Below are 21430 nucleotides of genomic sequence, written 5' to 3'. Positions count from 1 at the left end.
GTGAACAAGTGCCCTCCGCGACCGCGCGGGTGGCGCGGGCGAGTAATCCCCGTGGCACGACGGCGATGTGGGTGCGGGACCGGCTGGACGGGCTGTGGCACGACGAGGACTTCGACGCCTGGTATCCGCGGGACGGACGGCCCGGGCTGTCGCCGGCCCAACTCGCCACGGTGAGCGTGCTGCAGTTCCTGCTGAACCTCTCCGACCGGCAGGCGGCGGAGGCGGTGCGCTGCCGGATCGACTTCAAGTACGCCCTCGCGCTGGATCTCGAAGATCCCGGCTTTCATCACAGCGTGCTTTCCGACTTCCGCGACCGGCTGGCCCAGGACGACCGCGCCGACGCTCTCCTCGATCTGGCACTTGCCCGGTTGCAGGAAGCCGGGTTGGTCAAGGCGCGGGGCCGGCAGCGTACCGACTCCACCTATTTACGGGCCGCGGTTCGTGAACTGACGCGGCTGGAGCTGGTGCTGGAAGCAGTTCGAGCTGCTCTGGAGGAGTGCGCCCGCACCTCGCCCGAGATCCTCGACGGTCTTGTGACCGAGGACTGGGCGCTGCGCTACGGGCGGCAGGTCCGTCTGGTCAGCCAGCCCAGCCATCCGGCCGCCCGGCTCAAACAGGCCGGCGCCGACGCCGCCGACCTCCTCGACCGGATCCACAGCCAGCGTCCGGGAGCGGCGCCGGGGCCTGCGGCGGAGGCGCTGCGGCAGATCATGGTGCAGCACTTCCTCATCGACGCCCGCGGCCGACTGCGCCCACGGACGGAGAAGGACGGTCTGCCACCCACCGGGCGGCGCCTGGAGTCTCCTTACGACCTCGAGGCCCGCTACGTCCGCCGCGGTCACCGCACCTGGACCGGCTATCTCGCTCACGCCACCGAGACCTGCGACGAGGGCAGCGTCAACGTCATCACGGACGTGGCCACCACCGCCCCCACCGGCGACAGCGTCGCCCTTCCCGGCATCCACACCCGGCTCAAGCGACGCCGACTACTCCCCGCCCAGCACCTGGTCGACGGCGGCTACACCTCCGTCACGCTGATGGACACCGCCGCCCGCACCCACCACATCGAGGTCATCGGACCGGTCTCGCCCGATAACTCCTGGCAGCGCAAGGCCGGTACCGGCTTCTCCCGCGAGGACTTCACCGTCGACTTCGACCGTCGCCAGGTCACCTGCCCAGGCGGAAAGGTCAGCGGAAACTGGACCGAGCCGCCCGCCCAGGCGCCCTACACGGTCGTGCCGTTCGACACCCGGCACTGCAGCCCGTGCCCCCACCGCGCCTCATGCACCCGCTCCAACGACCCACGCAAGGGACGCACCGTCTACTTCCTCCCCCGTCGTCTCCACGACCTCCAGGCCCAGAACCGCGCCGACCAACAAGACCCGCAGTGGCAGCGGCTCTACGCCTCCCGTTCTGGGGTCGAAGGCACCATGAACGAGCTGGTCAACGGACACCGGATGCGCCGCTGCCGCTACCACGGCGTGGCCAAGGCCCACGTCCAGCACGTCCTGACCGCGATCGCCGTCAACATCGAACGCCTCAGCACCCAGGAGCCAGAAGACTCCAACTACCGGCCCCGACCACCGACGGCGTTCCAGCAGTACCTCGACGACCACGAACTGCCCCGCCCCCGCTGGTGGCGCCAAGGACAGTGATCAAGGAAAACCAAGATCCCCGACAGAGTCTCTCAGTGCGGCGTCGTCCTCGGGGGGCTGGGGCAGGAGTGTGGTGATGACCTTGTCGCATGTCTTGTCCAGTTGGCCGTCCGCGGGTCCGGCGAGTGCGGTGCAGAGAGAGCTGACTCCGGCGTCGATGTCCGTGTGACGGTTTTCGACGAGTCCGTCGGTGTAGAGGGCGAGCGTGGCGCCTTCCGGCAGTTCGATGTCGGCGCATTCGAAGGGCAGGCCGCCCAGGCCGAGGGGCGGTCCGGCGGGAAGGTCCACGAGCTCGGCGTGTCCGTCGGGGGTGACGAGCACGGGCGGCAGGTGGCCCGCCCGGGCCATGACGCAGTGCCGGGAGACCGGATCATAGATCGCGTACAGGCAGGTGACGCCCAGCGCCTGGTCCTCGGCGTCGGCGGGCCCGGCAGGGGCGCCGGTCCGCGCCACGAGGTCGTCGAGGCGGGCGAGCAGTTCGTCCGGCGCGAGGTCGAGCGCCGCAAGCGCCGCGACGGTGGTGCGCACCCGGCCCATGGTGGCGGCCGCGCCCGTGCCGTGTCCGGCGACGTCCCCCACTACCAGCCCGACGCGTGCCCCGGACAGGGGTATGACGTCGTACCAGTCCCCTCCGACGCCGGCGGGCCCGGCCGCGGGCAGATAGCGGTGAGCGACCTCCACGCCCGGCTGCTGGGGCAGGGTGCGGGGGAGTAGATCACGCTGGAGGGTGAGCGCGGTCGCGTGTTCTCGGGTGTAGCGGCGGGCGTTGTCCAGGCAGACCGCGGTGCGGGAGACGAGCTCTTCGGCGAGCTGGATCTCCTCGTGCTCGAAGGGGTCGGCGTGTCGGGAGCGTGCGAAGGCCACGACGCCCAGGGTGGCGCCACGGGCTTTGAGGGGAAGGGCGAGCGCGTGGGTGGCCGCGTCGGTGGCCGGCGCGTCTCGGCCAGGCACCGCAGGCGGACGGCGTCCAGTGCGTCGTACGCAGTGTCCTTGGCCGCGGCGTGATCGGTGCGGTGAGCCACCCGGCACAGGGTGGGGCGGGTGCCGAAGTGTTGTGGTTCCTGCCCGCCCAAGACGGCTTCGACGATGTCCACGGTGACGGCGTCGGCGAACTCGGGGACCACGAGTTCCGCCAGGTCTTGGGCCGTGCGCCGGATGTCCAGGGTCCTTCCGATACTGCCGCTGGCTCGGCTGAGCAGTGCGAGACGCCGGCGCGCCACATAGCGGTCGGTGATATCGAGGGCTGCCTCACAGACTCCGATCGGTCGGCCGTGCTCGTCCTGAAGCCGGAAGTAGGAACACGACCAGACGCGTTCGTGATGGGGGTCGAGGTATGTGGAGCTGCGGTAACGGACGTCGATCACGGGTGCGCCGGTGCGGGCCACGCGCTGGACGATCTCTTCGACGCTCGTGGCTGTCCCGTCGGTCTCCCCCAGCACCTCGCCCTGCGGCAGGATGTCCTTCACGAACCTGTCGGCAGCATCCTCCAGCGGGATTCCGAACTGTTTTTCGATCGCGGCGTTGATCCAGCGCACCCGGGCGTCCGTGTCGTAGACCACCAACTGGACGGGCGCTTCCCGGTCGAGTCCGTCAAGCATGGCCCGGCCGATGGCCTCCCGATGCGCCAGTTCGGCGTCCATGGCCGTCAGCAGCCACCCGGTCGCGCCCGCCCCCAGGGCGAGCGGGGTGAGAGACAAGGACACGGATACCGGGCGGCCGTCACCACGGCGGACCGGCCGGGGGCCGAGCGACCATGCCGCACCACCGCCACCAGCGGCTGAGACGCCGGCACCCGTCTCGGTATCGGCCAGGACGGCGTCGGCGGGCCGGCCGAGGACTTCTTCGGACTCCAGACCGAACAGTTCCTCGGCTTCCCGGCTCCACCCGGTGAACCGCAGGCGCTGGTCCAGCACCGCCGTCGCGCCGACGGGCGTCGGTATGGCCGAGGAAGACCTGCCGGGCGGCCGGACCGGCTGGTCACGCCCTTGGAAAATGCTCGTCATCGCCGCTCCTGAAGTGGGTGCAGGAGAGCTTCGGCTCATTCAATGTACCGCCGACCCTCCTTGGTGACACCTGCGCGCGATGGGCCGCGAGGAGCCGGCGCAAGGCGTCGACACCCTCCTCGGTGCGGTTCGGTGCACCGGACGTGACCTGGTGGAAGACCAGGCCGTCCAGGGCCGCGAAGACGATCTCCGTCATCTCCCGCGGCACGTCGAAGCAGGCCAGTGCCTCGCGGACGGCATCGCGGTAGGCGTCGTAGAGCAGGTCGACGTGGTGGCGCAGCTCCGGCCGCCGACTGGCTTCGAGCTTGAGCTCGAACTGGAAGGCCTGGAGGTCGGGGTCGGCCGCGATGAAGTCGGCCAGGGTGGCGGCGAAGTCCTCCAGCCTTCCGCTGGCGGGCACCAGCGAGGACGTCTCGATACTGCGGGTGACGCACCACCGCAGCGCCTCTTCGAGCAGCGTGTCGCGCGAGCCGAAGTGGTGGGCGACCAGTCCGTGCGTGACACCGGCCTCGGCTGCGACGGCACGGTAGGTCAGTTTCCGCAGGCCGCCACGGGCCACCACCCTGACCGCCGCTTCCAGGAGGGCTCCCCGCCCTTCGCCGTAACCGGGCCGGGCCTCCTGGCCGATTTCTCCGTCTGTTTCTGCCTCGGCAGTCACTCGCCCTCCCGTCCCCCTGTCTGACCGTTCCCCGAAGGTCAATCTATCCTATTGACAAGTTATCCAGATGGATAGATTCTCGCTGCAGCGCACGCCTTCTATCCACTGGAGTCCCCATGGCCATCCCCGAAGGACTGAGCACCACCCCGTTCGCTCCCCGCTACGCGGACCACGTCGAGGAGTGGATCGACGTCTACGGCAACGCCGTACCGCTGGCCATCGGTGATCCGGCCGAGGAGTACGAGGCCATCCGCACCGCCGTCGGGGCCTCCGAGTACTCGATGCTCTACAAGTGGCACGTCGAGGGTGAGGATGCCGTCGCCACCGTCGACGCCGTCTTCTCGCGCAGCGTCAAAGAACTGGGCGCCGGACGCATCGCCTACGGGGTCGTGGCGGATGCCGATGGGATGATGCTGGACGACGTGACCGTGGCCGTCCTCGCGCCCGACCACGTCGTCGTCACCGGCGGAAACCCGGCCACCCAGCAGTCGCTGACCGCCCACGCCCCGGCCGGAACCACCGTCACCGAGCGCCGCGACGAGTCCGCCGTCCTCACCCTGCAGGGCCCGCGCAGCCGCAACGTCCTGCAACGCCTCACCCACGTGGATGTGTCCAACGCCGCGTTCCCCTACTACACCTTCCTGCGCGACGCCCTCATCGCGGGCATTTCCGCACAGGTCAGCCGGCTCGGGTTCACCGCCGAACTCGGCTACGAGATCCAGGTCCCGCGGGATCGCGCGCTGGAGCTGTGGGACGCGGTCTTCGAGGCCGGAGCGGACCTGGGGATCAAGGCCTTCGGCGCCATCGCCCTGCTGACCTGCCGCACCGAGGCCGGGATGATCATGGGGGAGCTGGAGTACGACCACACGGTCACCCCGTTCGAGTGCCGGATGGGCTGGGCGCTCGACTTCGACAAGGGACCCTTCCAGGGCCGGGACGCGCTGCTGGCCAAGAAGGACAGCGTCACCGGCCGCGTCGTCAGCGTCGTCGTCGACGCCGCGCCGGAGGCCGCCGAGGGCGCCCGGCTGGAGCTGGACGGCCGGGACATCGGCTACGTGACGATGGCGCTGCCCTCCCCCGTCCTCGACGGCGCCACCCTCGGCCTGGCCCGGGTGCACCGCGACGCCGTGAAGTCCGGCACCGCGCTGACCGCCGTCGCCGCCGACGGCTCCAAGGCCGACGCAACGGTCCGGCCCACACCCGTGTACGACCCCGAGCGCGCCCGCGTGCGGGCCTGACCCGACGGAGATCCTGACGTGCAACGCTACATTCTCACCCTCCGCTGCCCCGACCAGCCGGGCATCGTTCACGCACTCGCCGCGGGCGTCGCCCAGGCCGAGGGAAACATCCTGGAGAGCGCTCAGTTCTCCGATCCCGACACCGGCGTCTTCACCATTCGCGTGAGCCTGGAGACACCCGCGGCCGACACCGGGAAACTGCGGGACGAACTCACGCTGCGGCTGGCCCGCTTCGACCCGGTCCTGACGATCCGGCCCGAGGAACAGCGCCGCCGGGTACTGCTGATGGTGTCGAAGTTCGACCACTGCCTGGTCGACCTGCTCTACCGCTGGGACCTGGGTGAACTGCCCGTCGACATCCCGCTGATCGTCTCCAACCACCCCGACCTGGAGCCCGTCGCGAAGCGGTACGGCATCCCCTTCGTCCACCTCCCCGTCACCCGCGACACCAAGCCGGAGGCGGAGGAGGAGCTGCTGCGGCTGGTGGCCGAGCACCAGGTGGACTTCGTGGTGCTCGCCCGCTACATGCAGGTCCTCTCCGACGACCTGTGCCGCAGGCTGTCCGGGAGAGTCATCAACATCCACCACTCCTTCCTGCCGGGCTTCAAGGGCGCCAAGCCCTACCACCAGGCCCACGACCGGGGCGTCAAACTCATCGGCGCCACCGCCCACCTCGTCACCGCCGACCTGGACGAGGGCCCGATCATCGAGCAGGACGTCGTCCGCGTCGGACACCGTCACTCCGCGCCCGAACTCGTCGCGATCGGCCGGGACGTCGAGCGAATAGTGCTGGCCCGCGCGGTCCGGCTGCACGCGGAGGACCGCGTCGTCCTCACCGGCTCCCGCACCGTCGTCTTCTCCTGACAGCCGCACCGAGAGGCTCGTACGACATGACCACCGCAACGCTGCTCGACGGGAAGGCCGCGGCAGCCGACACCAAACGTGAACTCGCCGAACGGGTGGCGATGCTGAAGAGCCGGGGCATCACTCCTGGCCTTGGCACCATCCTGGTCGGCGACGACCCCGCCAGCCACTCCTACGTCGGTGGCAAGCACCGCGACTGCGCCCAGGTCGGCATCGCATCGCTCCGGGTGGAGCTGCCCGCCACGGCGACTCAGGCCGATGTCGAGGCCGCCGTGCTCAGGCTCAACGCCGACCAGGCCTGCACCGGTTTCATCGTCCAGCTGCCACTGCCGGCCCACATCGACACCCACGCCGTGCTGGAGCTCATCGACCCGGCCAAGGACGCCGACGGGCTCCACCCCGCCAACCTGGGCCGACTCGTGCTGGGCATGCCGGGGCCACTGCCCTGCACCCCACGCGGCATCATCGACCTGCTGCGGCGCAACCACGTGCCCATCACCGGACAGCAGTTCTGTGTCATCGGCTGCGGGCTCACCGTGGGCCGCCCGCTCGGCCTGATGCTGACCCGCAGCACCGAGCACGCCACGGTGACCCTCTGCCACGAGGCCACCCAGGACATCGCTGCCCACGCCCGCGTCGCCGACGTGGTCGTGGCCGCGGCCGGCGTGGCCCATCTGGTCAAGCCCGACTGGATCAAGCCGGGCGCCACCGTCCTGTCCGTGGGCATCACCCGGACCGTCGAGGGCATCCTCGGAGACGTCCACCCGGACGTCGACCAGGTCGCCGGCTCCTTCGCGCCGCCGGTCGGCGGAGTGGGGCCGATGACCCGGGCCATGCTGCTGACCAACATCGTCGAGGCGGCCGAGCGCGGCTGACGTACACGGCTCGGGGCCGGTACCGCTTAAGCGGTACCGGCCCCGGCGTACCCGAGCCGCAGCACGCGCTCCACGGAAAGGACGGCACCATGCCCCCACGGAAGTTTCCCGCGACCCTGTTGACTCGCCGAGGCGAAGGCCCGCGCGGTCATGCCTTCATTCCTCCTGCGCCACCGGGCCGGCCCCAGCGACTGGCGGTGATGGAGTGAGAGCTTCGGGGCGAGTCCTGGAGCGACAAGCATCCTCACGACGAGCTCAACTACGTTCTCGAAGGCCACTTGTTCGTGCGGTGCGACGGGAAGACGACCGAAGGGCACACCGGGGACCTCGTCCTGGTTCCGGCCGGCACGGTCGGCAGGTATTGGGCGCCGGACTACGCCCGGATGCTTGCCGTCTACGGCCCCAACCCCCAGGGACGACCGAGCCGAGTGCACGGCTACCAGCGGATCGGTCCCGAGCAGGACGCCGGCAACTGACCCTGCCGTCCGCCTGTTTACACGAATGACCACCCGCGGCGCGACCTGCCGGCACGGTGAACCAGTCCCCCGAGGGGGCTTCAGCGGGCGAATTGTTCCACCGGGTCCCCCTCGTAGTTCCAGGGCCACGGCGTCACCAGCCCGCCGACCGCGGAGAAGACCGGGTCGGCATCGCCGCTGCGGCCCGCGCGGACCAGGGCATAGGCGAGGATTCCCAGGTCCGCGACGGCGGCCGCGTGACGCAGGTGACCAGGTTGCGGCCAGTGGGCCATGCCGTGGTCCAGCAGTCGTGCGGTGTGCGGCTGCGACCAGTACCGGCTCACCCCCAGCGCCTCGATACCCCCGCTGCTCCTTTCGCGGTGGTACTGCCGTACAGCCGCCGTCAGGGGCAGGCATGCCGTCGGCGCGTCCCAGGGCATGACCGCGATGGCATCGTCGAGAAAGTCCCGCAGCGCGGCCTGGCTGCCCTGCTCCTCCGGAGACAGATATCCCAGGATCTGCAGGTACGCCTCCCGGTGCCAAGGATCACGCGCGTGTATCTCCTGCCAGACGGGAGAAAGCTCAGAGCTCGGCCTGCCCAGAAGTCGCAGCGCCGCCAGCGCGGCCACCCACGGGGTCGGATCTTCCGGGGCGGCCTCGGTGGCAGCACGGCAGATCGCCAGGGCACTCCGCGGATCGGTCGCCAGTTCGGACCAGGTGGCCAGTACCAGGGCGTCCGGGTCGCGGGGCCGGCGTTCGCGCCAGGTCCGGGCCAGCGCGGGCGCGGCCTGCGCGAGGACGCCGACCCGGTGAGAGCGGCGGTCCCAGTCGTCACCGGTGTCCCGCAGGAGCCGCTCCACCTGGGCGATGGCGAGGTCCTGCGGTCCCGGTCCCCGGGCGGCGGCGATGCCTCTCAGCACCCGGCCCAGCGGAACGTCGTCGAGTTCGGGGGCGAGGCGGGGTGCCTGTCGCTTGTGGCCGAAGAGAGCCATGTCCTTGTCAGTGTCTGTGGTGGGCGGCGTACACCAGCGCGTCGAACAGCGCCTGCTGGGCCGGGTCCTGGTCCGCGGTGTCCTCGGGGTGCCACTGCACCGCCGTGAACCACCCGGGGTGCCCAGGCAGTTCGAGCCCCTCCACGGTGCCGTCGGCGGCCCGCGCGGTGACCGTGAGCCCGACGCCGATGCGGTCGACTCGCTGATGGTGGTAGCAGGAGACCTCCGTCTTCTCGACGCCGGTGGCCTGTTCGAGCAGGGAGCCGCGCTGGATCGCGACCGGGTGCACGATGTGCCGGTGTTCGCGGTCCGCGCCGCCCATGTCCTGTTCGAGGCTCCCGCCGAGGGCGACATTCACCACCTGCAGCCCGCGGCAGATCGCCAGCAGGGGCAGGCCCGAGTCCAGGGCCCGCCGGGCGACTTCGAGGTCGAACACATCCTGGAGGTCGTCGACGTCATAGACGCTGTCATGGGTGTCGGTGACGCCGTAGCGGTGCGGGGCCAGGTCTCCGCCGCCCGGGAGCAGCACGCCGTCGAAGCGGGCGAGGCGCTCGGCCACGTCGGCTCCGGCCGGTTCGGCGGGGTGGATGCTCACCGGCTCACCCCCGGCCCGCCACACGGCCTCGACCAACGCACGGGCGTTGACCTCGGCGACGTAGCGGAGCGCGGACGTGGTGGCGGCGAACCGGGCCGGAATCGCGATCAGAGGTCGCGGGTGCGTACGGGTCACAGCTTGATCCAGGTGGTCTTCAGTTCGGTGTACTTCTCGATGGCGTGGGCGGACTTGTCGCGGCCGTTGCCCGACTGCTTCATACCGCCGAACGGGACGGTCAGGTCACCCTCCTCATAGCAGTTGACCCAGACCGTGCCGGCCTTCAGCGCGCGCGAGACCTTGTGGGCGGTGGACAGGTCGGAGGTCCACAGGCCGGCGGCGAGGCCGTACTCGGTGGCGTTGGCCAGCCGTACCGCCTCGTCGAGGTCGTCGAAGGCGAGGACGGACAGGACCGGGCCGAAGATCTCCTCGCGGGCCAGCCGCACGCCGGGGCCGACCCGGTCGAACACAGTGGGCCGCAGATAGCTGCCGCCGGTCTCGGCCAGGGCCCGGCCCCCGCCCGCGCGTAGCCGGGCGCCTTCGTCCAGGCCGGAGGCGACATGCTCCAGGACCCTGCCGAGGTGGCCCTCGCCGACCAGTGCGCCCATCTCGGTGGCCGGATCGAGCGGGTCGCCCACCCGCAGTTCGCGCGCTCGCGCCACGACGGCCTCCGTGACCTGTTCGGCGATGGAGGAGTGGACCAGTAGCCGGGAGGGTGCGGTGCACATCTCTCCCTGGTTGAAGAAGATGCCCCAGGCCGCGGTCGCCGCGGCCTTCTCCAGGTCGGGGGCATCGGGCAGGACGATGTTCGGTGACTTGCCGCCGAGCTCCAGCCAGACGCGCTTGAGGTTGGAGTCGGCGGCGTAGCGCAGGAAGTGCCGGCCGACGGCGGTGGATCCGGTGAATGCCAGGACATCGACGTCTGGGTGGAGGCCGAGCGCCCGGCCGGCCACCGGACCGTCACCGGTCACGACGTTGAGGACGCCCGGCGGCAGTCCGGCGTCGGTGGCGGCGCGGCCGAGCAGGAGGGCGGACAGCGGAGAGGACTCCGACGGCTTCAGGACGACCGTGCAGCCGGCAGCGAGCGCGGGAGCGACTTTCCAACTCGCCAACGTGAGCGGGAAGTTCCACGGCACGACGGCGCCGACGACACCGGTCGGCTCCCGGGTGATCAGGGCCAGCGAGTCCGGTGCGGTGTGCGGGGACTCGTCCGTGAGCTTGTCGGCGAGCTGCCCGTACCAGCGGAAGGTGTTGATCGCGGCGCGCAGCTCGATGGCGTACGCGTCCGTGATGGGTTTGCCCATCTCCAGGCTCACGGTCAGTGCCAGTTCCTCGCGCCGTTCCTCCAGCAGCTCGGCGATTCGCAGCAGGACCCGGCCACGCTCGGCGGGCGCCAGGTGCGGCCACGGCCCCGTGTCGAAGGCTCGGCGCGCCGCCGCGACGGCGAGATCGACCTCCGCCTCCCTTGCGTCGGCGACCTTCACCAGGGTCTGGCCGTCGCGCGGGGAGATCACGGCGAATGATCCACCGTCACCGGCTTCGCTCCTGCCGTCGATGTGGTGCTGCGTGGGCAGGTCGAGTTCCTTGGCGCGGCGCAGCAGTTCCTCGTGGGTGGCGTTCAGCACGCGCTCTCCCTCTCCGTTTCATCCGTTTCGTTTGGCGAAAACAACTCACGCGCTCCGGCAGAAGGCCGGATACGGCCGGGGCGCAGGCTCCGGCCGTATCGGTGAGGCAAAGCGGTGTTCAGTCGGCGGTCTGTGTCCGGGACCGCGTCAGCCGGGCGGCGACGACGCCGAGGATCAGCACCACCGGGACGGTGAGCTGGAGCCATATGGCCGTCGTCTGGTCACCGCCGATCAGCGTCGTGAAGTTGGCGATGATGAGCCAGATGGCACCCGCGATGCCGAGGGCGCCCAGGACGGGGGCGATCAGCGTGTTCCAGGGGCGGGTGTCGGCACGTGAGCGGCGGAAGAAGACGACGATCGAGGCCGAGGTCAGGAAGTACAGCAGCATGACGCCGAGGACGGCGACTCCGCTGAACCAGGAGAAGAGGGTCAGTACCGGGTCCTTGCCGAGGATGGCGAAGGGCATCACCAGCAGTACGGAGAGCACGGTTTGCGCCGTGCCCGCGACCCAGGGCGAGTGGCGCCGGTTGATGGCGGTCAGCGCGTGGGGAAGCAGGCCCTCCCGGCCGAGGGAGAACAGGTAGCGGTTGGCGGAGTTGTGGAAGGCCAGGATGCCCGCGAAGAGGGAGGTGGCCAGCAGGATCGGCAGCACGTCGTTCGCCCAGCCGCCGAACAGGGCGGCGATCGGGGCGAAGACGAAGCTTGTCGCGTCGCCGCTCTGCAGGGCCTTGCCGGCGTCGCCCGTCGCCTGGGACGCGCCGTGCGCCGAGATCAGCATCCACGAGGTGAAGGCGAAGAATCCCGTGATCACCGCGACCGACAGGTAGGTGGCCCGGGGGACGGTCTTGCGGGGCTCGCGGGCCTCCTCGCCGTAGATGGCGGTGGCCTCGAAGCCGAACATCGACGCCACGGCGAACATCAGGGCCACACCGGGAGCGCCCTGAAGCGCGGCGGACGGCGAGAAGCTGTCCGTGAAGCCCAGGCCCTCGTGTCCGCCGCCCTTGAACAGCGTCACTAGGGCGAAGGCGATCAGGATGCTGAACTCCGCCAGGACGAAGACGGCGAGGATCTTGGCGCCCATCTCGATGCCCGAGGCGCCGAGGGCCTGCACGATCACCATGGTGACCAGCGTCCAGACCCACCACGCGACATGTACGCCCGAGTAGTGCTCGACCAGACCGCTTACCGTGACGCCGTACAGCCCGTACATGGCGGCCTGGACGGCACAGTAGGCGAAGAGGGCGACCCCGGCACTGCCGGAACCGGCCGGACGGCCGAGCCCCTTGCCGATGTAGGTGTAGAAGGCTCCGGCGTCCACGACATGGCGACCCATGGCGACGAATCCGACGGAGAACAGCAGGATGATGACGCCGGCCGCAAGGTAGGCGGCAGGAGCACCCGCACCGTTGCCGATGGCAACGGCGATGGGCACAGCTCCCGCGATGCCCGTCAACGGCGCCTGGGCGGAGAGAACGAAGAAGAGAATGCCCAGGACACCGAGAGAATCGGGCTTGAGCTTGCCTGCCATGGATGCATCATGACCCGTTTGCGTAGGAACCGCGGTCTGACTGTCCACTCGTATCACCTGCCAGGAACGGGGAGGGATGGGGAGATTGTTTTAGGCCAAACGAGTTGCCCCATAGTGGGCCGGAACTATCCGTTTGACAAGGGGTTGCGCGAGATCCTTCGCCAACCGCGGGCGTCTTTGCAGGACCGTGACTCAGGCGGCGGCCAGGTCGGCCGTGCCCCGGCGTACGAGTCGCACGACGACCGACTTCGACGTCGGGGTGTTGCTGAGGTCGGCGGTGCTGTCCAGGGGTACCAGGACGTTGGTCTCGGGGAAGTAGGCCGCGCAGCAGCCGCGGGCGGTCGGGTAGGACACGACACGGAAGTCGGGTGCCACACGTTCGGCGCCGTCGGGGTACTCGCCGACCAGGTCGACCCGGTCGGCATCGGCCAGCTGGAGAGCGGCCAGATCGTCGGGGTGGACGAAGACCACCCGGCGCCCTCCATGGATACCGCGGTAGCGGTCGTCGAGGCCGTAGAGCGTGGTGTTGTACTGGTCGTGGGAGCGGACCGTCTGCAGGAGGAGCCGCCCCTCGGGCACGTACAGCACGGTCATCGGATTGACGGTGAAGCGGGCCTTGCCGGTCGCGGTCGGGAAATGCCGGTCGTCCCGTGGCCCGTGCGGCAGGACGAACCCGCCCGGATGGCGTACGCGCCGGTTGAAGTCCTCGAAGCCGGGGACGACCCGGGCGATGCGGTCACGGATCAGGTCGTAGTCCTCCGCCATGGCTCGCCAGGGGACGCTTGGCGGCTCACCGCGAGCGGCGAGCACCCGCTCGGCCAGTTCGCAGACGATCGCCGTCTCCGAGCGCAGCTCGGGCGAGGCGGGCGCCAGCGTGCCCCGGGAGGCGTGCACCGAGCTCCTCGAGTCCTCGACGGTGACGACCTGCGGTCCGCCGCCGCGCAGGTCGGCCTCGGTGCGGCCGAGCGTGGGAAGGATCAGCGCCCGGCGGCCCGTGACCAGGTGGGAGCGGTTGAGCTTGGTGGAGACCTGCACCGTCAGGGCCGTACGGCGCAGGGCCTGCTCGGTGACGGCGGTGTCCGGGGTGGCCGAGACGAAGTTGCCGCCCATGGCGAAGAAGACCTTCACCCTTCCGTCCCGCATGGCGCGGATGGTGTCGACCACGTCAAGCCCGTGGTGACGCGGCATGGGCAGGCCGAACTCCTTCTCCAGCGCGTCCAGGAAGTCGTCCGCGGGCTTCTCGTAGATCCCCATGGTGCGGTCGCCCTGGACGTTGGAGTGGCCGCGCACCGGGCAGACCCCGGCACCGGGGCGGCCGATGTTGCCGCGCAGGAGGAGGAAGTTGACCACCTCGCGGATGGTCGGTACGGAGTGCTTGTGCTGGGTCAGGCCCATCGCCCAGCACACCACGATCTTCCGGGCCTTCAGCACCCGCTGGTGGATCCGCTCGATCTGCTCGCGCTCCAGGCCCGTGGCCTCCAGGACTTCCGCCCAGGGCGTGGCGCGCACGTCGGCCGCGAACTCCTCGAACCCGTCGGTGTGCTCCTCGACGAACGCACGGTCCACCACCGTGCCCGGGGCCCGGTCCTCGGCCTCCAGCAGAAGCCGGTTCAGGGCCCGGAACAGGGCGAGGTCGCCGCCGAGGCGGATCTGTGCGAACTCGTCCGCCAGCGCGGTGCCCCGGCCGATCATCCCTGAGGGCCGCTGCGGATTCCTGAAGCGCAGCAGGCCGGCCTCGGGCAGCGGGTTGACCGCCACGACGTGCCCCCCGCCCCGCTTCGTCCGCTCCAGGGCGGAGAGCATGCGGGGATGGTTCGTCCCCGGGTTCTGGCCCACGACGAGGACCAGGTCCGCCTGGTGCAGGTCGTCGAGCGAGACGCTGCCCTTGCCGATCCCGATGGTCTCGGACAGGGCCACGCCGGAGGACTCGTGGCACATGTTCGAGCAGTCGGGCAGGTTGTTGGTGCCCAGCGCGCGGACGAACAGCTGGTAGACGAACGCCGCCTCATTGCTGGTGCGCCCCGAGGTGTAGAAGGACGCCTCGTCCGGTGAGTCCAGCGCGGCCAGTTCCCCGGCCATGATGTCGTACGCCTGCTCCCAGCTCACCGGCGTGTAGTGCCGCGCCCCGGGCGCCAGGTACATCGGGTGGGTGAGCCTGCCCTGCTGGCCCAGCCAGTAGTCGCTGCGCTCCAGCAGCTCCGCCACGCTGTGCTCGGCGAAGAAGGCCGGGGTGACGCGGCGCAGTGTGGCCTCCTCGGCCACCGCCTTGGCGCCGTTCTCGCAGAACTCGGCGGCGTGCCGGTGGTCGCCCTCCGGCCAGGCGCAGCCGGGGCAGTCGAACCCGGTCTTCTGGTTGACGCTCAGCAGGGTCAGCAGGGTCCGCTTGGCGCCCATCTGGCGGCCGCCGTGCCGCAGCGACTGGACGACGGCCGGGATGCCGGCCGCGTACTCCTTGGGCGGACCGACGGTCAGACCGCTGTCGCCGGGGTCGTTCTCCGGTGGCCCGGACGCCATCGGTGACATGCCGCGTTCCCGTCTACTCGTGCACCGTGATGGCCTGCAGCGGACAGACCTCGGCGGCCTCGTACAGCTCCTCGGCGCTTGCCTCGTCCACGTCGGCCACGTAGACGTCCGTCGCCTGCGACCGCAGGGACAGGCGTCCCTCGTCGTCCAGCGCGAACAGGTCGGGGGCGGCGTACACGCACTGGCCGTGGTCCTGGCACTTCTTGAGGTCGACTTCGACCTTCATGACGGCTCCTGCCTCTCGGAGGGTCGGGGATCAGAGAAAACGGACGGGGAGGTGGGTGATCGTGCGCAGGAACTCGGTGTGCGCATAGGCGGGCTCGCCCGCCAGCGCGACCCCGTTGAACCGGTTGACGATCGAGCTGAAGACGATGTCGGCCTCGGCGCGGGCCAGGACCTGGCCGGCGCAGCCGTGCATGCCGGAGCCGAAGGCAAGGTGCTGGCTGGCCGCACCCGGGCGGGTGTGGTCGAAGGTGTCGGGGTCGGCGAAGACCTCGGGGTCGCGGTTGGCGGAGGCGATGAGCAGGGCCAGCGCTTCTCCGGCCGGTACGGTGGTGTCGCCGATGACCGTGTCCTGCGTGGTCAGGCGCACCACCATCGACTCGGGTGTGTCGATCCGCAGGATCTCGTTGATGATGCCGGGCCGCGCCTCCGGCTCGTCCCGGTAGGCGGCGAACAGCTCGGGCCGCTGCGTCATCAGCCAGATGCCGTGGTTGATCAGGTGCTTGACGTCGAGGTGGCCCACGGCGAAGAACAGGAAGATGGTGTAGACGACCTCTTCCTCGGTCATCCTGCCCTCGTCCTGCGCGGCGACGAAGGCGTCGATCAGGCCCTCGCCGGGGCGGGCTCGTTTGTCGGCCACGAGCCGGCGGATGTGCTCGGCGAACCAGGCGAACGCCTCCGCGGTGGCGCGGGCTTCCTCGTCGTTGCCGCCGGGGCCGAGGCTCAGCCCGATCTCGTAGGTCTTGCGCTGGATGGTGTCCATCTCGGTCGGCTCGATCCCGAAGATGTGGCAGGTGGTCTCGAAGGTGCACTTCAGCGAGAGGCCGTCGGCCACGTCCAGGGTGCCGTCGCCCTTCTCGACCTCGTCGAGCACGGCCTCCACGGAGGCGCGCATCACCTTGGACCACTCCTCGACGGCCTTGGGTGTGAACCAGCGGTTGGTGATCCGCCGCAGCCGCGTGTGGTCGGGGGCGTCCTTGCCGAGCATGGTGTGGTGGATCGGGGCGGCCGGCCCGAAGTCGAGCTGCTGCACGCTCAGGCTGGGGTTGCGGATCAGCCGGGCGACGTCCTCGTAGTGGGAGACGACGTACAGGCCGACCGGATGCCGGTAGACAGGGTGCTCCTGCCGCAGCCGCGCGTAGTACGGGTACGGGTCCGCACGGAAGCCGGGGTCACGGAAGGGCAGCAGGTCCTCGGTGGCGGACGCGGGTCCGGCGGTGGTGACGGTCATGTAGTGGCACTCCTCGTATCGGGCGCGAGGCGGAGGGGGAGCTGGGGAGTGGAAGAAGGAGGGGCGGACCAAAGGCCCCGTACCGCGAGAATTATCCAGTCGGATAATTTCGTCAATACTTCGCGGGCACGTAATCAACTCTTTACGCCGCCGGAAACGGACGAGCTCCCGTCGCCTGGCGACGGGAGCTCGTCCTGACCTGCTGTTATGCAGGGATTGGCAGGGGGCGACTACTCTGCGTCTCCCGGCTGCCGGGTCAGCAATGACCGCAGTCTTTTCAGCGCGGCCTCGGTGACGTCCGGCTCGTCGAGGACCAGCTGGTGCAGCACGAGACCCTCCAGGGCGGCGAAGACAAGCCGGGTCAGGGCTGGGCTGGTGCCGTCGGGCAGGCTGCGGGACAGCTCCCTCTCCGTGGCCTGGAAATACTCGTCGTACAGCGCGCGGATCTGCGGCAGCAGCTCGGGCCTGCGTCGGGATTCGAGCATGAGCTCGTACTGGAACGTCTGCATGGCAGGCTCGCGGGTGACCATGTCCGCCAGTCCCGCCGCGAAGTCCGCGATGTCGCCCGTGCCGGGTTCCAGGGAGCTCGTACTCGCGCTGGTGCGCACCGCGTGTTCGAGGGCTGCCTCGATCAGCGCGTCCCGCGAGCCGAAGTGGTGTACCACGAGCCCGTGCGTGACACCCGCCTCCTCCGCAACAGCGCGATAGGTGAGCTTGCGCAGCCCGCCCCGGGCCACCACGCGCACGGCCGCATTGAGCAGGGCCTCACGGCCGGTCCCGTAGTCCACCCGCTTGCGGGGCCTGGCCGGGGGCTTCTCGGAGGAATCGCTCATGAGCGCGACCCTACCCGTACGCCGGGACCGGCAGACCGTCGCAGGAGCGTCAACGCTTCGGCGGGCGGATGCCGCGGAACTCCCAGTCGCCGCCGAGCGCGGTGGACAGGACTTCCTCGGACTCGGTGGGCTGGGCGCCGACGTCGGTGCGTACCGGGGTGGGGCCGGTGACGATGTGGTTGGTGAGTCTGCCGAGGCCCTCCACCTCGACCTCGACGACGTCTCCGGGCTGGACGGGGCGGGAATTGGCCGGGGTGCCGGACAGCAGTACGTCTCCCGGGTAGAGGGTGATGGTGCGGGCGATGTCGGCGACGAGGTAGTGCATGTCCCACTTCATCTCGTCCGTCGTACCGTCCTGGACGACCTCCCCGTTGACGTACGTGCGCAGGGCCTTGCCGTGGAAGTCCCAATCGGTGACCAGGCCGGGGCCGAGGGGGCAGAGGGTGTCGGAGCCCTTGACGCGGAGCATGGAGCCGGCGTCGGTGTCGCGGAAGTCGTGCAGTCCGTAGTCGTTGGCGATCGTGTAGCCGGCGATGTACTCGCCCGCTTCGGCCGGGGAGATGTTGCGCGCGGTCTTCCCGATGACGATGGCGACCTCGCCCTCGTAGTTGAGCCATTTGCAGCCCTCGGGGCGGACGATGGCGCCCTTGTGGGAGTTGAGGGCCGAGGTCGGCTTGTGGAAGTAGGTGGGGGTGTCGGGAAGGTCGATCTGGAACTCGTCGACGCGGCTGCGGTGGTTGAGGTGGACGGCGATGACCTTGGAGGGGACGACCGGGGGCAGGTGCTGTGCGTCCTCGGTCTTGACGCGGCGGCCGTCCCCGGCGACGAGTTCGTCACCGTCGACGGTGACCTGGACGGCGGCGCCGTCGAGGAGGATGCGGCGGTACTCGGGCATGTTACGGACTCCTAGATGCGGCTGTGGGGGGTGCGAGGGGTGGGCAGGCCGGTGCCGGTCCAGCCGTCGGCCGGGCGGTCGAACCAGAGGTGCACCTGGCCGGTGCCGATCGAGTTCTCGTACTCGCCGTACTGACGGGCCTTGGCGACGCAGGCGCGCTCGCCGAGGGCGCCGGCCATCATCAGGTAGTGGAAGAACTTCGCCTCCGGCTTGTACTTCCAGAACTCGTCCATGGTGTCGAGGACCTTGCCGTGCCGGCCCTCCTTGAACCAGGCGATCCGCTCGAAGTCCGCCGCGCGGGCCTCGGGCGTGAAGATGTGCACCGGGTCGCTGGCTTCGTGGTCGCGCAGCTCCCGCAACGGCCAGAACGTGTGCGAGAGGGCACCGGAGGCGATCAGCAGCACGCGTCGCCCCGGGGTGGCGGCGATGCCGTCGGCCAGGGCGCGGCCGAGGCGCAGGTGGTCCTCCATGTCGCCGGTCTGGCAGACGCCGATGGTCACCCACCGCTTGTCGGGCAGACCCTCGCCGAGGAACTTCCAGAGGTTGATGGTGGCGTAGTAGATCGGCAGGTACTCGTCGTCGATCGCGGTGATCCAGGTGCCGTGCTTGTCGGCAAACTTCTCGATGTTCCCGGCCAGTTCGGGATCACCGGGGAAGTCGTACGGCATCCGGCACATCCCGCGCGGCAACTCCTCGGAGGTGAACAGGCCGGCGCGGCGGGCTTGCGCGGTCACGACGAACTCGACGGTGGTGGCCCAATGGGAGTCCAGGACGACGACGGTGTCGTAGTCGTCGCGCTCGAAGACATCCTGACGGAGCTGGTTCAGGCCGGTGACGAGGGTGATCTCCTTGCCCCCGTTGAGCTCCAGCCGGGTCTCCTCGGGCAGCACGATGGTGGGGACGTGGGCCAGCAGGCCCGCCCCGACGATCTCACCCATGGTTCCTCCAACCGCTCGGGGCGGTCACGGTGTTCTTGACGTCGCAGTAGAAGTCGAAGCTCCAGGTGCCGCCCTCGCGGCCGACACCGGAAAGCCGGGAGCCGCCGAAGGGTGCCTGCAGGTCGCGGACGAAGAAGCAGTTCACCCACACCGTGCCCGCGACCAGCCGCGCGGTGATGCGTTCGGCGCGCTCGCGGTTGCCCGTGAAGACGGTGGCGGCCAGGCCGAAGCGGGTGCCGTTGGCGAGCAGGACGGCCTCCTCCTCGTCCGTGAAGGTCTGCAGCGTCAGGACAGGGCCGAAGACCTCCTCCTGCACGATCTCGGAGTCCTGGGCGACACCGGTGAGCAGGGTGGGGGCGTAGTACTGGCCGTCCCCCCGGTGGCCGCCGATGACGGCGCGGGCACCGGCCGCCACGGCCCGCTGCACGAACCCGTCGATCTTCTCCAGCTGGCGGGGGTGGATGTTGGGCCCGATGTCCGTGGCCTCGTCACGCGGATCACCCTGCTTCAGCGCGCTCGCCTTCTCGACGAACCGGCGCGTGAACTCCTCCACGACCGCCTCCTCGACCAGCAGCCGGGTACCAGCCAGGCACACCTGGCCGGCGTTGTCGTACTGCTGCACCGCCAGGTCGACGGCGAGGTCCAGGTCCGCGTCGGCGAACACCAGCAGCGGCGACTTGCCGCCCAGTTCGAGACTCAGGGGCGTGAGGTTCGCGGCCGCCGACTCCGCGATGCGCTTGGCCGTGGGCACCGAGCCGGTGAAGCTGATCCGGCGCACGTCGGGGTGCGAGGTCAGCGCGTCGCCGATCTCGGAGCCGTAGCCCTGGACGACGTTGAGGACACCCGCCGGGAGCCCGGCCTCGGCGGCGATGTCGGCCAGCAGGGAGGCGGTCAGCGGCGACCACTCGGCGGGCTTCAGCATCACTGTGTCGCCGGCGGCCAGCGCCGGCGCGACCTTCCAGGTGGCCAGCATGAGCGGGGCGTTCCACGGGGTGATCAGGACGCAGGGGCCGGCCGGGTCCCAGCTGACGTGGTTGGTGTGGCCGCGCGTCTCGAAGTCCTCGTGCTCCAGCGACAGCAGCCAGTCCGCGAAGAAACGGAAGTTGTGGGCGACCCGCGGCATCACCCCACGGCGGTGGGAGCGCAGAAGGGCTCCGTTGTCGATGGTCTCGACGATGGCGAGCTCTTCGATCCGCTTCTCGACCCCGTCGGCGATCGCGTGCAGGATGCGGGCGCGTTCCGCGCGGGAGGTGGCGGCCCAGGCGGGGAACGCGGCCTTCGCGGCGGCCACGGCGGCGGCCGCCTCCATGGCCGTGCCCCGGGAGATGTCGCCGATCGTGCTGCCGTCGATGGGCGAGACGTCCTCGAACGTCTGTGTCGAGGCGACGCGCTCGCCGCCGATCCAGTGCCGGGTGTCGACGGCGACCCCGGCCACGGTGATGATGTGTTCGCTCATGCTCTGTTCCTCCGGTCTCACGAGGTGGTGGGGTCTACTCGGCGCCGGAGGTGCCGGATTCCAGCAGTCGGCCGCCGTCCCAGACGACGCCGACCTGGCGGTAGTAGGCGGCGATCGGCTCGCGGATCTCCAGGCGGGCCAGTTCTTCGGTGGGCGCCTCGAACAGCTCCAGCTCGGCGTCGCCGCGCCAGGCCTGTCCCGCCTCGAAGGACGCGGCGCCCGACTCGATCAGCTCGTCGAGGGCGAGGCCCTTGCCCTTCTCGATGGAGGGCAGCCAGCGGTGGTGGGCCATCGGGTGGGCGTTGACGAAGCCGTTCGTCTCCGACGGCTCGCGCAGGGTGACCACGGTGTGGGCCAGGCGCCGGTCGGCGGCGGCGAGCGTGGCGCCGAAACGGGCCCCCGCCTCGATGCGCGGGGCGGGCCCGTAGGGGTGCGGGCGGGTCTGGTGGATCGAGCCGAGCTTCTTCGGGTAGCCCTGGTGCAGCCCGCGTGCGATGGCGAAGTCCTTGTCGACCCAGATGTAGACGCAGCGCGAGTACGTCTGCCCGCGGTACTTGCAGCGGACGACCGCGAAGGCCTCCTTGTACTGGGAGAGCACCGGGTCGAGCAGTTCCTCGCCGGACGCCGAGCAGGACTGCCAGTCGGCCCAGATCAGCGCGACCGCGCCCGGGTCCTCGTCGGCGAGCTCCAGGGGCTCTGGAAGCAGCTCACGCACGCGGGCCGGGTCGGTGCGGTACTCGACGGTGAGCAGGTCCCCGGAGTACCGATAGGGCGGTGAGGGGATCAGCGACGAGGCTCCGCTCGCCGTCTTGGGGAAGAAGAATCCACGGACGGTGGTCATGATCAG

Annotated in this window: 18 protein-coding genes and 2 pseudogenes; 5 read left to right on the top strand and 15 right to left on the bottom strand. The window is 70.1% G+C overall.

Annotated features, from left to right (window positions below; translation table 11 throughout):
* Positions 1-8: 8 nt before the first annotated feature.
* Entirely contained in the window at positions 9-1655 is a 1647-nt protein-coding gene (locus tag OHU89_RS52220; protein ID WP_405639002.1) for an IS1182 family transposase, read from the top strand.
* Here the strand turns inward: OHU89_RS52220 and OHU89_RS52215 are convergent, their stop codons facing one another.
* The 3 genes and pseudogenes from OHU89_RS52215 to OHU89_RS52205 all read right to left on the bottom strand — a co-directional run bounded on the left by OHU89_RS52215 (position 1656) and on the right by OHU89_RS52205 (position 4316).
* The gene (locus OHU89_RS52215; protein WP_405654048.1) at positions 1656-2519 is read right to left on the bottom strand and encodes a PP2C family protein-serine/threonine phosphatase; all 864 of its coding nucleotides are present in this window, start codon (positions 2517-2519) and stop codon (positions 1656-1658) included.
* 416 nt (positions 2520-2935) lie between these two features.
* Positions 2936-3658: pseudogene (locus tag OHU89_RS52210) on the bottom strand (PAS domain-containing protein); the annotation flags it as partial.
* Positions 3633-4316, bottom strand: a complete 684-nt coding sequence (locus tag OHU89_RS52205) for a TetR/AcrR family transcriptional regulator (RefSeq protein WP_405654046.1) — start codon at positions 4314-4316, stop codon at positions 3633-3635. The gene OHU89_RS52205 and the pseudogene OHU89_RS52210, both read right to left, overlap by 26 nt.
* A 116-nt stretch (positions 4317-4432) precedes the next feature.
* On the opposite strand from OHU89_RS52205, the gene OHU89_RS52200 reads away from it, so the two are divergent.
* From OHU89_RS52200 to OHU89_RS52185, 4 genes and pseudogenes are all read left to right on the top strand, one after another.
* Positions 4433-5554, top strand: a complete 1122-nt coding sequence (locus tag OHU89_RS52200) for an aminomethyltransferase family protein (RefSeq protein WP_266587606.1) — start codon at positions 4433-4435, stop codon at positions 5552-5554.
* Positions 5555-5572: 18 nt separating this feature from the next.
* Positions 5573-6418 (top strand): formyltetrahydrofolate deformylase, encoded by an 846-nt coding sequence (gene purU / locus OHU89_RS52195; RefSeq protein WP_405654044.1) that lies wholly within the window; start codon positions 5573-5575, stop codon positions 6416-6418.
* A gap of 26 nt (positions 6419-6444) precedes the next feature.
* Complete coding sequence (locus OHU89_RS52190; RefSeq protein WP_327348267.1) at positions 6445-7293, top strand: bifunctional methylenetetrahydrofolate dehydrogenase/methenyltetrahydrofolate cyclohydrolase; 849 nt, start codon at positions 6445-6447, stop codon at positions 7291-7293.
* A gap of 233 nt (positions 7294-7526) precedes the next feature.
* Positions 7527-7769 (top strand): annotated as a pseudogene (locus tag OHU89_RS52185) (cupin domain-containing protein); the annotation flags it as partial.
* An 80-nt stretch (positions 7770-7849) separates the two neighbouring features.
* Here the strand turns inward: OHU89_RS52185 and OHU89_RS52180 are convergent.
* From OHU89_RS52180 to OHU89_RS52125, 12 genes are all read right to left on the bottom strand, one after another.
* Positions 7850-8740 carry a hypothetical protein gene (locus OHU89_RS52180; protein WP_266587600.1) on the bottom strand — a complete coding sequence of 297 codons (891 nt, stop codon included), beginning with the start codon at positions 8738-8740 and terminating at the stop codon, positions 7850-7852.
* 7 nt (positions 8741-8747) lie between these two features.
* Positions 8748-9470 (bottom strand): gamma-glutamyl-gamma-aminobutyrate hydrolase family protein, encoded by a 723-nt coding sequence (locus OHU89_RS52175; protein WP_266587598.1) that lies wholly within the window; start codon positions 9468-9470, stop codon positions 8748-8750.
* Positions 9467-10957 carry an aldehyde dehydrogenase gene (locus OHU89_RS52170; protein ID WP_266587596.1) on the bottom strand — a complete coding sequence of 497 codons (1491 nt, stop codon included), beginning with the start codon at positions 10955-10957 and terminating at the stop codon, positions 9467-9469. Before OHU89_RS52170 ends, OHU89_RS52175 begins: the two co-directional genes overlap by 4 nt.
* 118 nt (positions 10958-11075) lie before the next feature.
* Positions 11076-12533 (bottom strand): APC family permease, encoded by a 1458-nt coding sequence (locus OHU89_RS52165; RefSeq protein WP_405654042.1) that lies wholly within the window; start codon positions 12531-12533, stop codon positions 11076-11078.
* 144 nt (positions 12534-12677) lie between these two features.
* Positions 12678-14999 carry an FdhF/YdeP family oxidoreductase gene (locus tag OHU89_RS52160; protein ID WP_405655080.1) on the bottom strand — a complete coding sequence of 774 codons (2322 nt, stop codon included), beginning with the start codon at positions 14997-14999 and terminating at the stop codon, positions 12678-12680.
* Between the two features lie 22 nt (positions 15000-15021).
* A complete protein-coding gene (locus tag OHU89_RS52155) occupies positions 15022-15234 on the bottom strand; it encodes a ferredoxin (RefSeq protein ID WP_266587592.1) in 213 nt (70 codons plus the stop codon).
* Between the two features lie 30 nt (positions 15235-15264).
* The gene (locus tag OHU89_RS52150; protein ID WP_405654040.1) at positions 15265-16461 is read right to left on the bottom strand and encodes a cytochrome P450; all 1197 of its coding nucleotides are present in this window, start codon (positions 16459-16461) and stop codon (positions 15265-15267) included.
* Between the two features lie 230 nt (positions 16462-16691).
* The gene (locus OHU89_RS52145; protein WP_059082810.1) at positions 16692-17294 is read right to left on the bottom strand and encodes a TetR/AcrR family transcriptional regulator; all 603 of its coding nucleotides are present in this window, start codon (positions 17292-17294) and stop codon (positions 16692-16694) included.
* 49 nt (positions 17295-17343) lie between these two features.
* On the bottom strand, positions 17344-18189 hold the full coding sequence (locus OHU89_RS52140) for a fumarylacetoacetate hydrolase family protein (protein WP_059082809.1): 846 nt from the start codon (positions 18187-18189) through the stop codon (positions 17344-17346).
* A gap of 11 nt (positions 18190-18200) precedes the next feature.
* Positions 18201-19127 carry a 3,4-dihydroxyphenylacetate 2,3-dioxygenase gene (locus OHU89_RS52135; RefSeq protein WP_059082808.1) on the bottom strand — a complete coding sequence of 309 codons (927 nt, stop codon included), beginning with the start codon at positions 19125-19127 and terminating at the stop codon, positions 18201-18203.
* Positions 19120-20583 carry an aldehyde dehydrogenase gene (locus OHU89_RS52130; RefSeq protein WP_405654037.1) on the bottom strand — a complete coding sequence of 488 codons (1464 nt, stop codon included), beginning with the start codon at positions 20581-20583 and terminating at the stop codon, positions 19120-19122. Before OHU89_RS52130 ends, OHU89_RS52135 begins: the two co-directional genes overlap by 8 nt.
* 34 nt (positions 20584-20617) lie before the next feature.
* The gene (locus OHU89_RS52125) at positions 20618-21424 is read right to left on the bottom strand and encodes an acetoacetate decarboxylase family protein (protein ID WP_189786219.1); all 807 of its coding nucleotides are present in this window, start codon (positions 21422-21424) and stop codon (positions 20618-20620) included.
* Positions 21425-21430: the final 6 nt, after the last annotated feature.

This window comes from Streptomyces sp. NBC_00019 (assembly GCF_045041015.1).
In the GTDB taxonomy this organism is placed as follows: domain Bacteria; phylum Actinomycetota; class Actinomycetes; order Streptomycetales; family Streptomycetaceae; genus Streptomyces.
This window is presented reverse-complemented; position numbering and strand designations above follow the sequence as displayed.

Coding starts and splice junctions, on each gene's coding strand:
- OHU89_RS52130 (WP_405654037.1), bottom strand. CDS start 20,583: ATGAGCGAACACATCATCACCGTGGCCGGGGTCGCCGTCGACACCCGG.
- OHU89_RS52135 (WP_059082808.1), bottom strand. CDS start 19,127: ATGGGTGAGATCGTCGGGGCGGGCCTGCTGGCCCACGTCCCCACCATC.
- OHU89_RS52145 (WP_059082810.1), bottom strand. CDS start 17,294: ATGAGCGATTCCTCCGAGAAGCCCCCGGCCAGGCCCCGCAAGCGGGTG.
- OHU89_RS52125 (WP_189786219.1), bottom strand. CDS start 21,424: ATGACCACCGTCCGTGGATTCTTCTTCCCCAAGACGGCGAGCGGAGCC.
- OHU89_RS52190 (WP_327348267.1), top strand. CDS start 6,445: ATGACCACCGCAACGCTGCTCGACGGGAAGGCCGCGGCAGCCGACACC.
- OHU89_RS52200 (WP_266587606.1), top strand. CDS start 4,433: ATGGCCATCCCCGAAGGACTGAGCACCACCCCGTTCGCTCCCCGCTAC.
- OHU89_RS52140 (WP_059082809.1), bottom strand. CDS start 18,189: ATGCCCGAGTACCGCCGCATCCTCCTCGACGGCGCCGCCGTCCAGGTC.
- OHU89_RS52160 (WP_405655080.1), bottom strand. CDS start 14,999: ATGGCGTCCGGGCCACCGGAGAACGACCCCGGCGACAGCGGTCTGACC.
- OHU89_RS52150 (WP_405654040.1), bottom strand. CDS start 16,461: ATGACCGTCACCACCGCCGGACCCGCGTCCGCCACCGAGGACCTGCTG.
- OHU89_RS52155 (WP_266587592.1), bottom strand. CDS start 15,234: ATGAAGGTCGAAGTCGACCTCAAGAAGTGCCAGGACCACGGCCAGTGC.
- OHU89_RS52180 (WP_266587600.1), bottom strand. CDS start 8,740: ATGGCTCTCTTCGGCCACAAGCGACAGGCACCCCGCCTCGCCCCCGAA.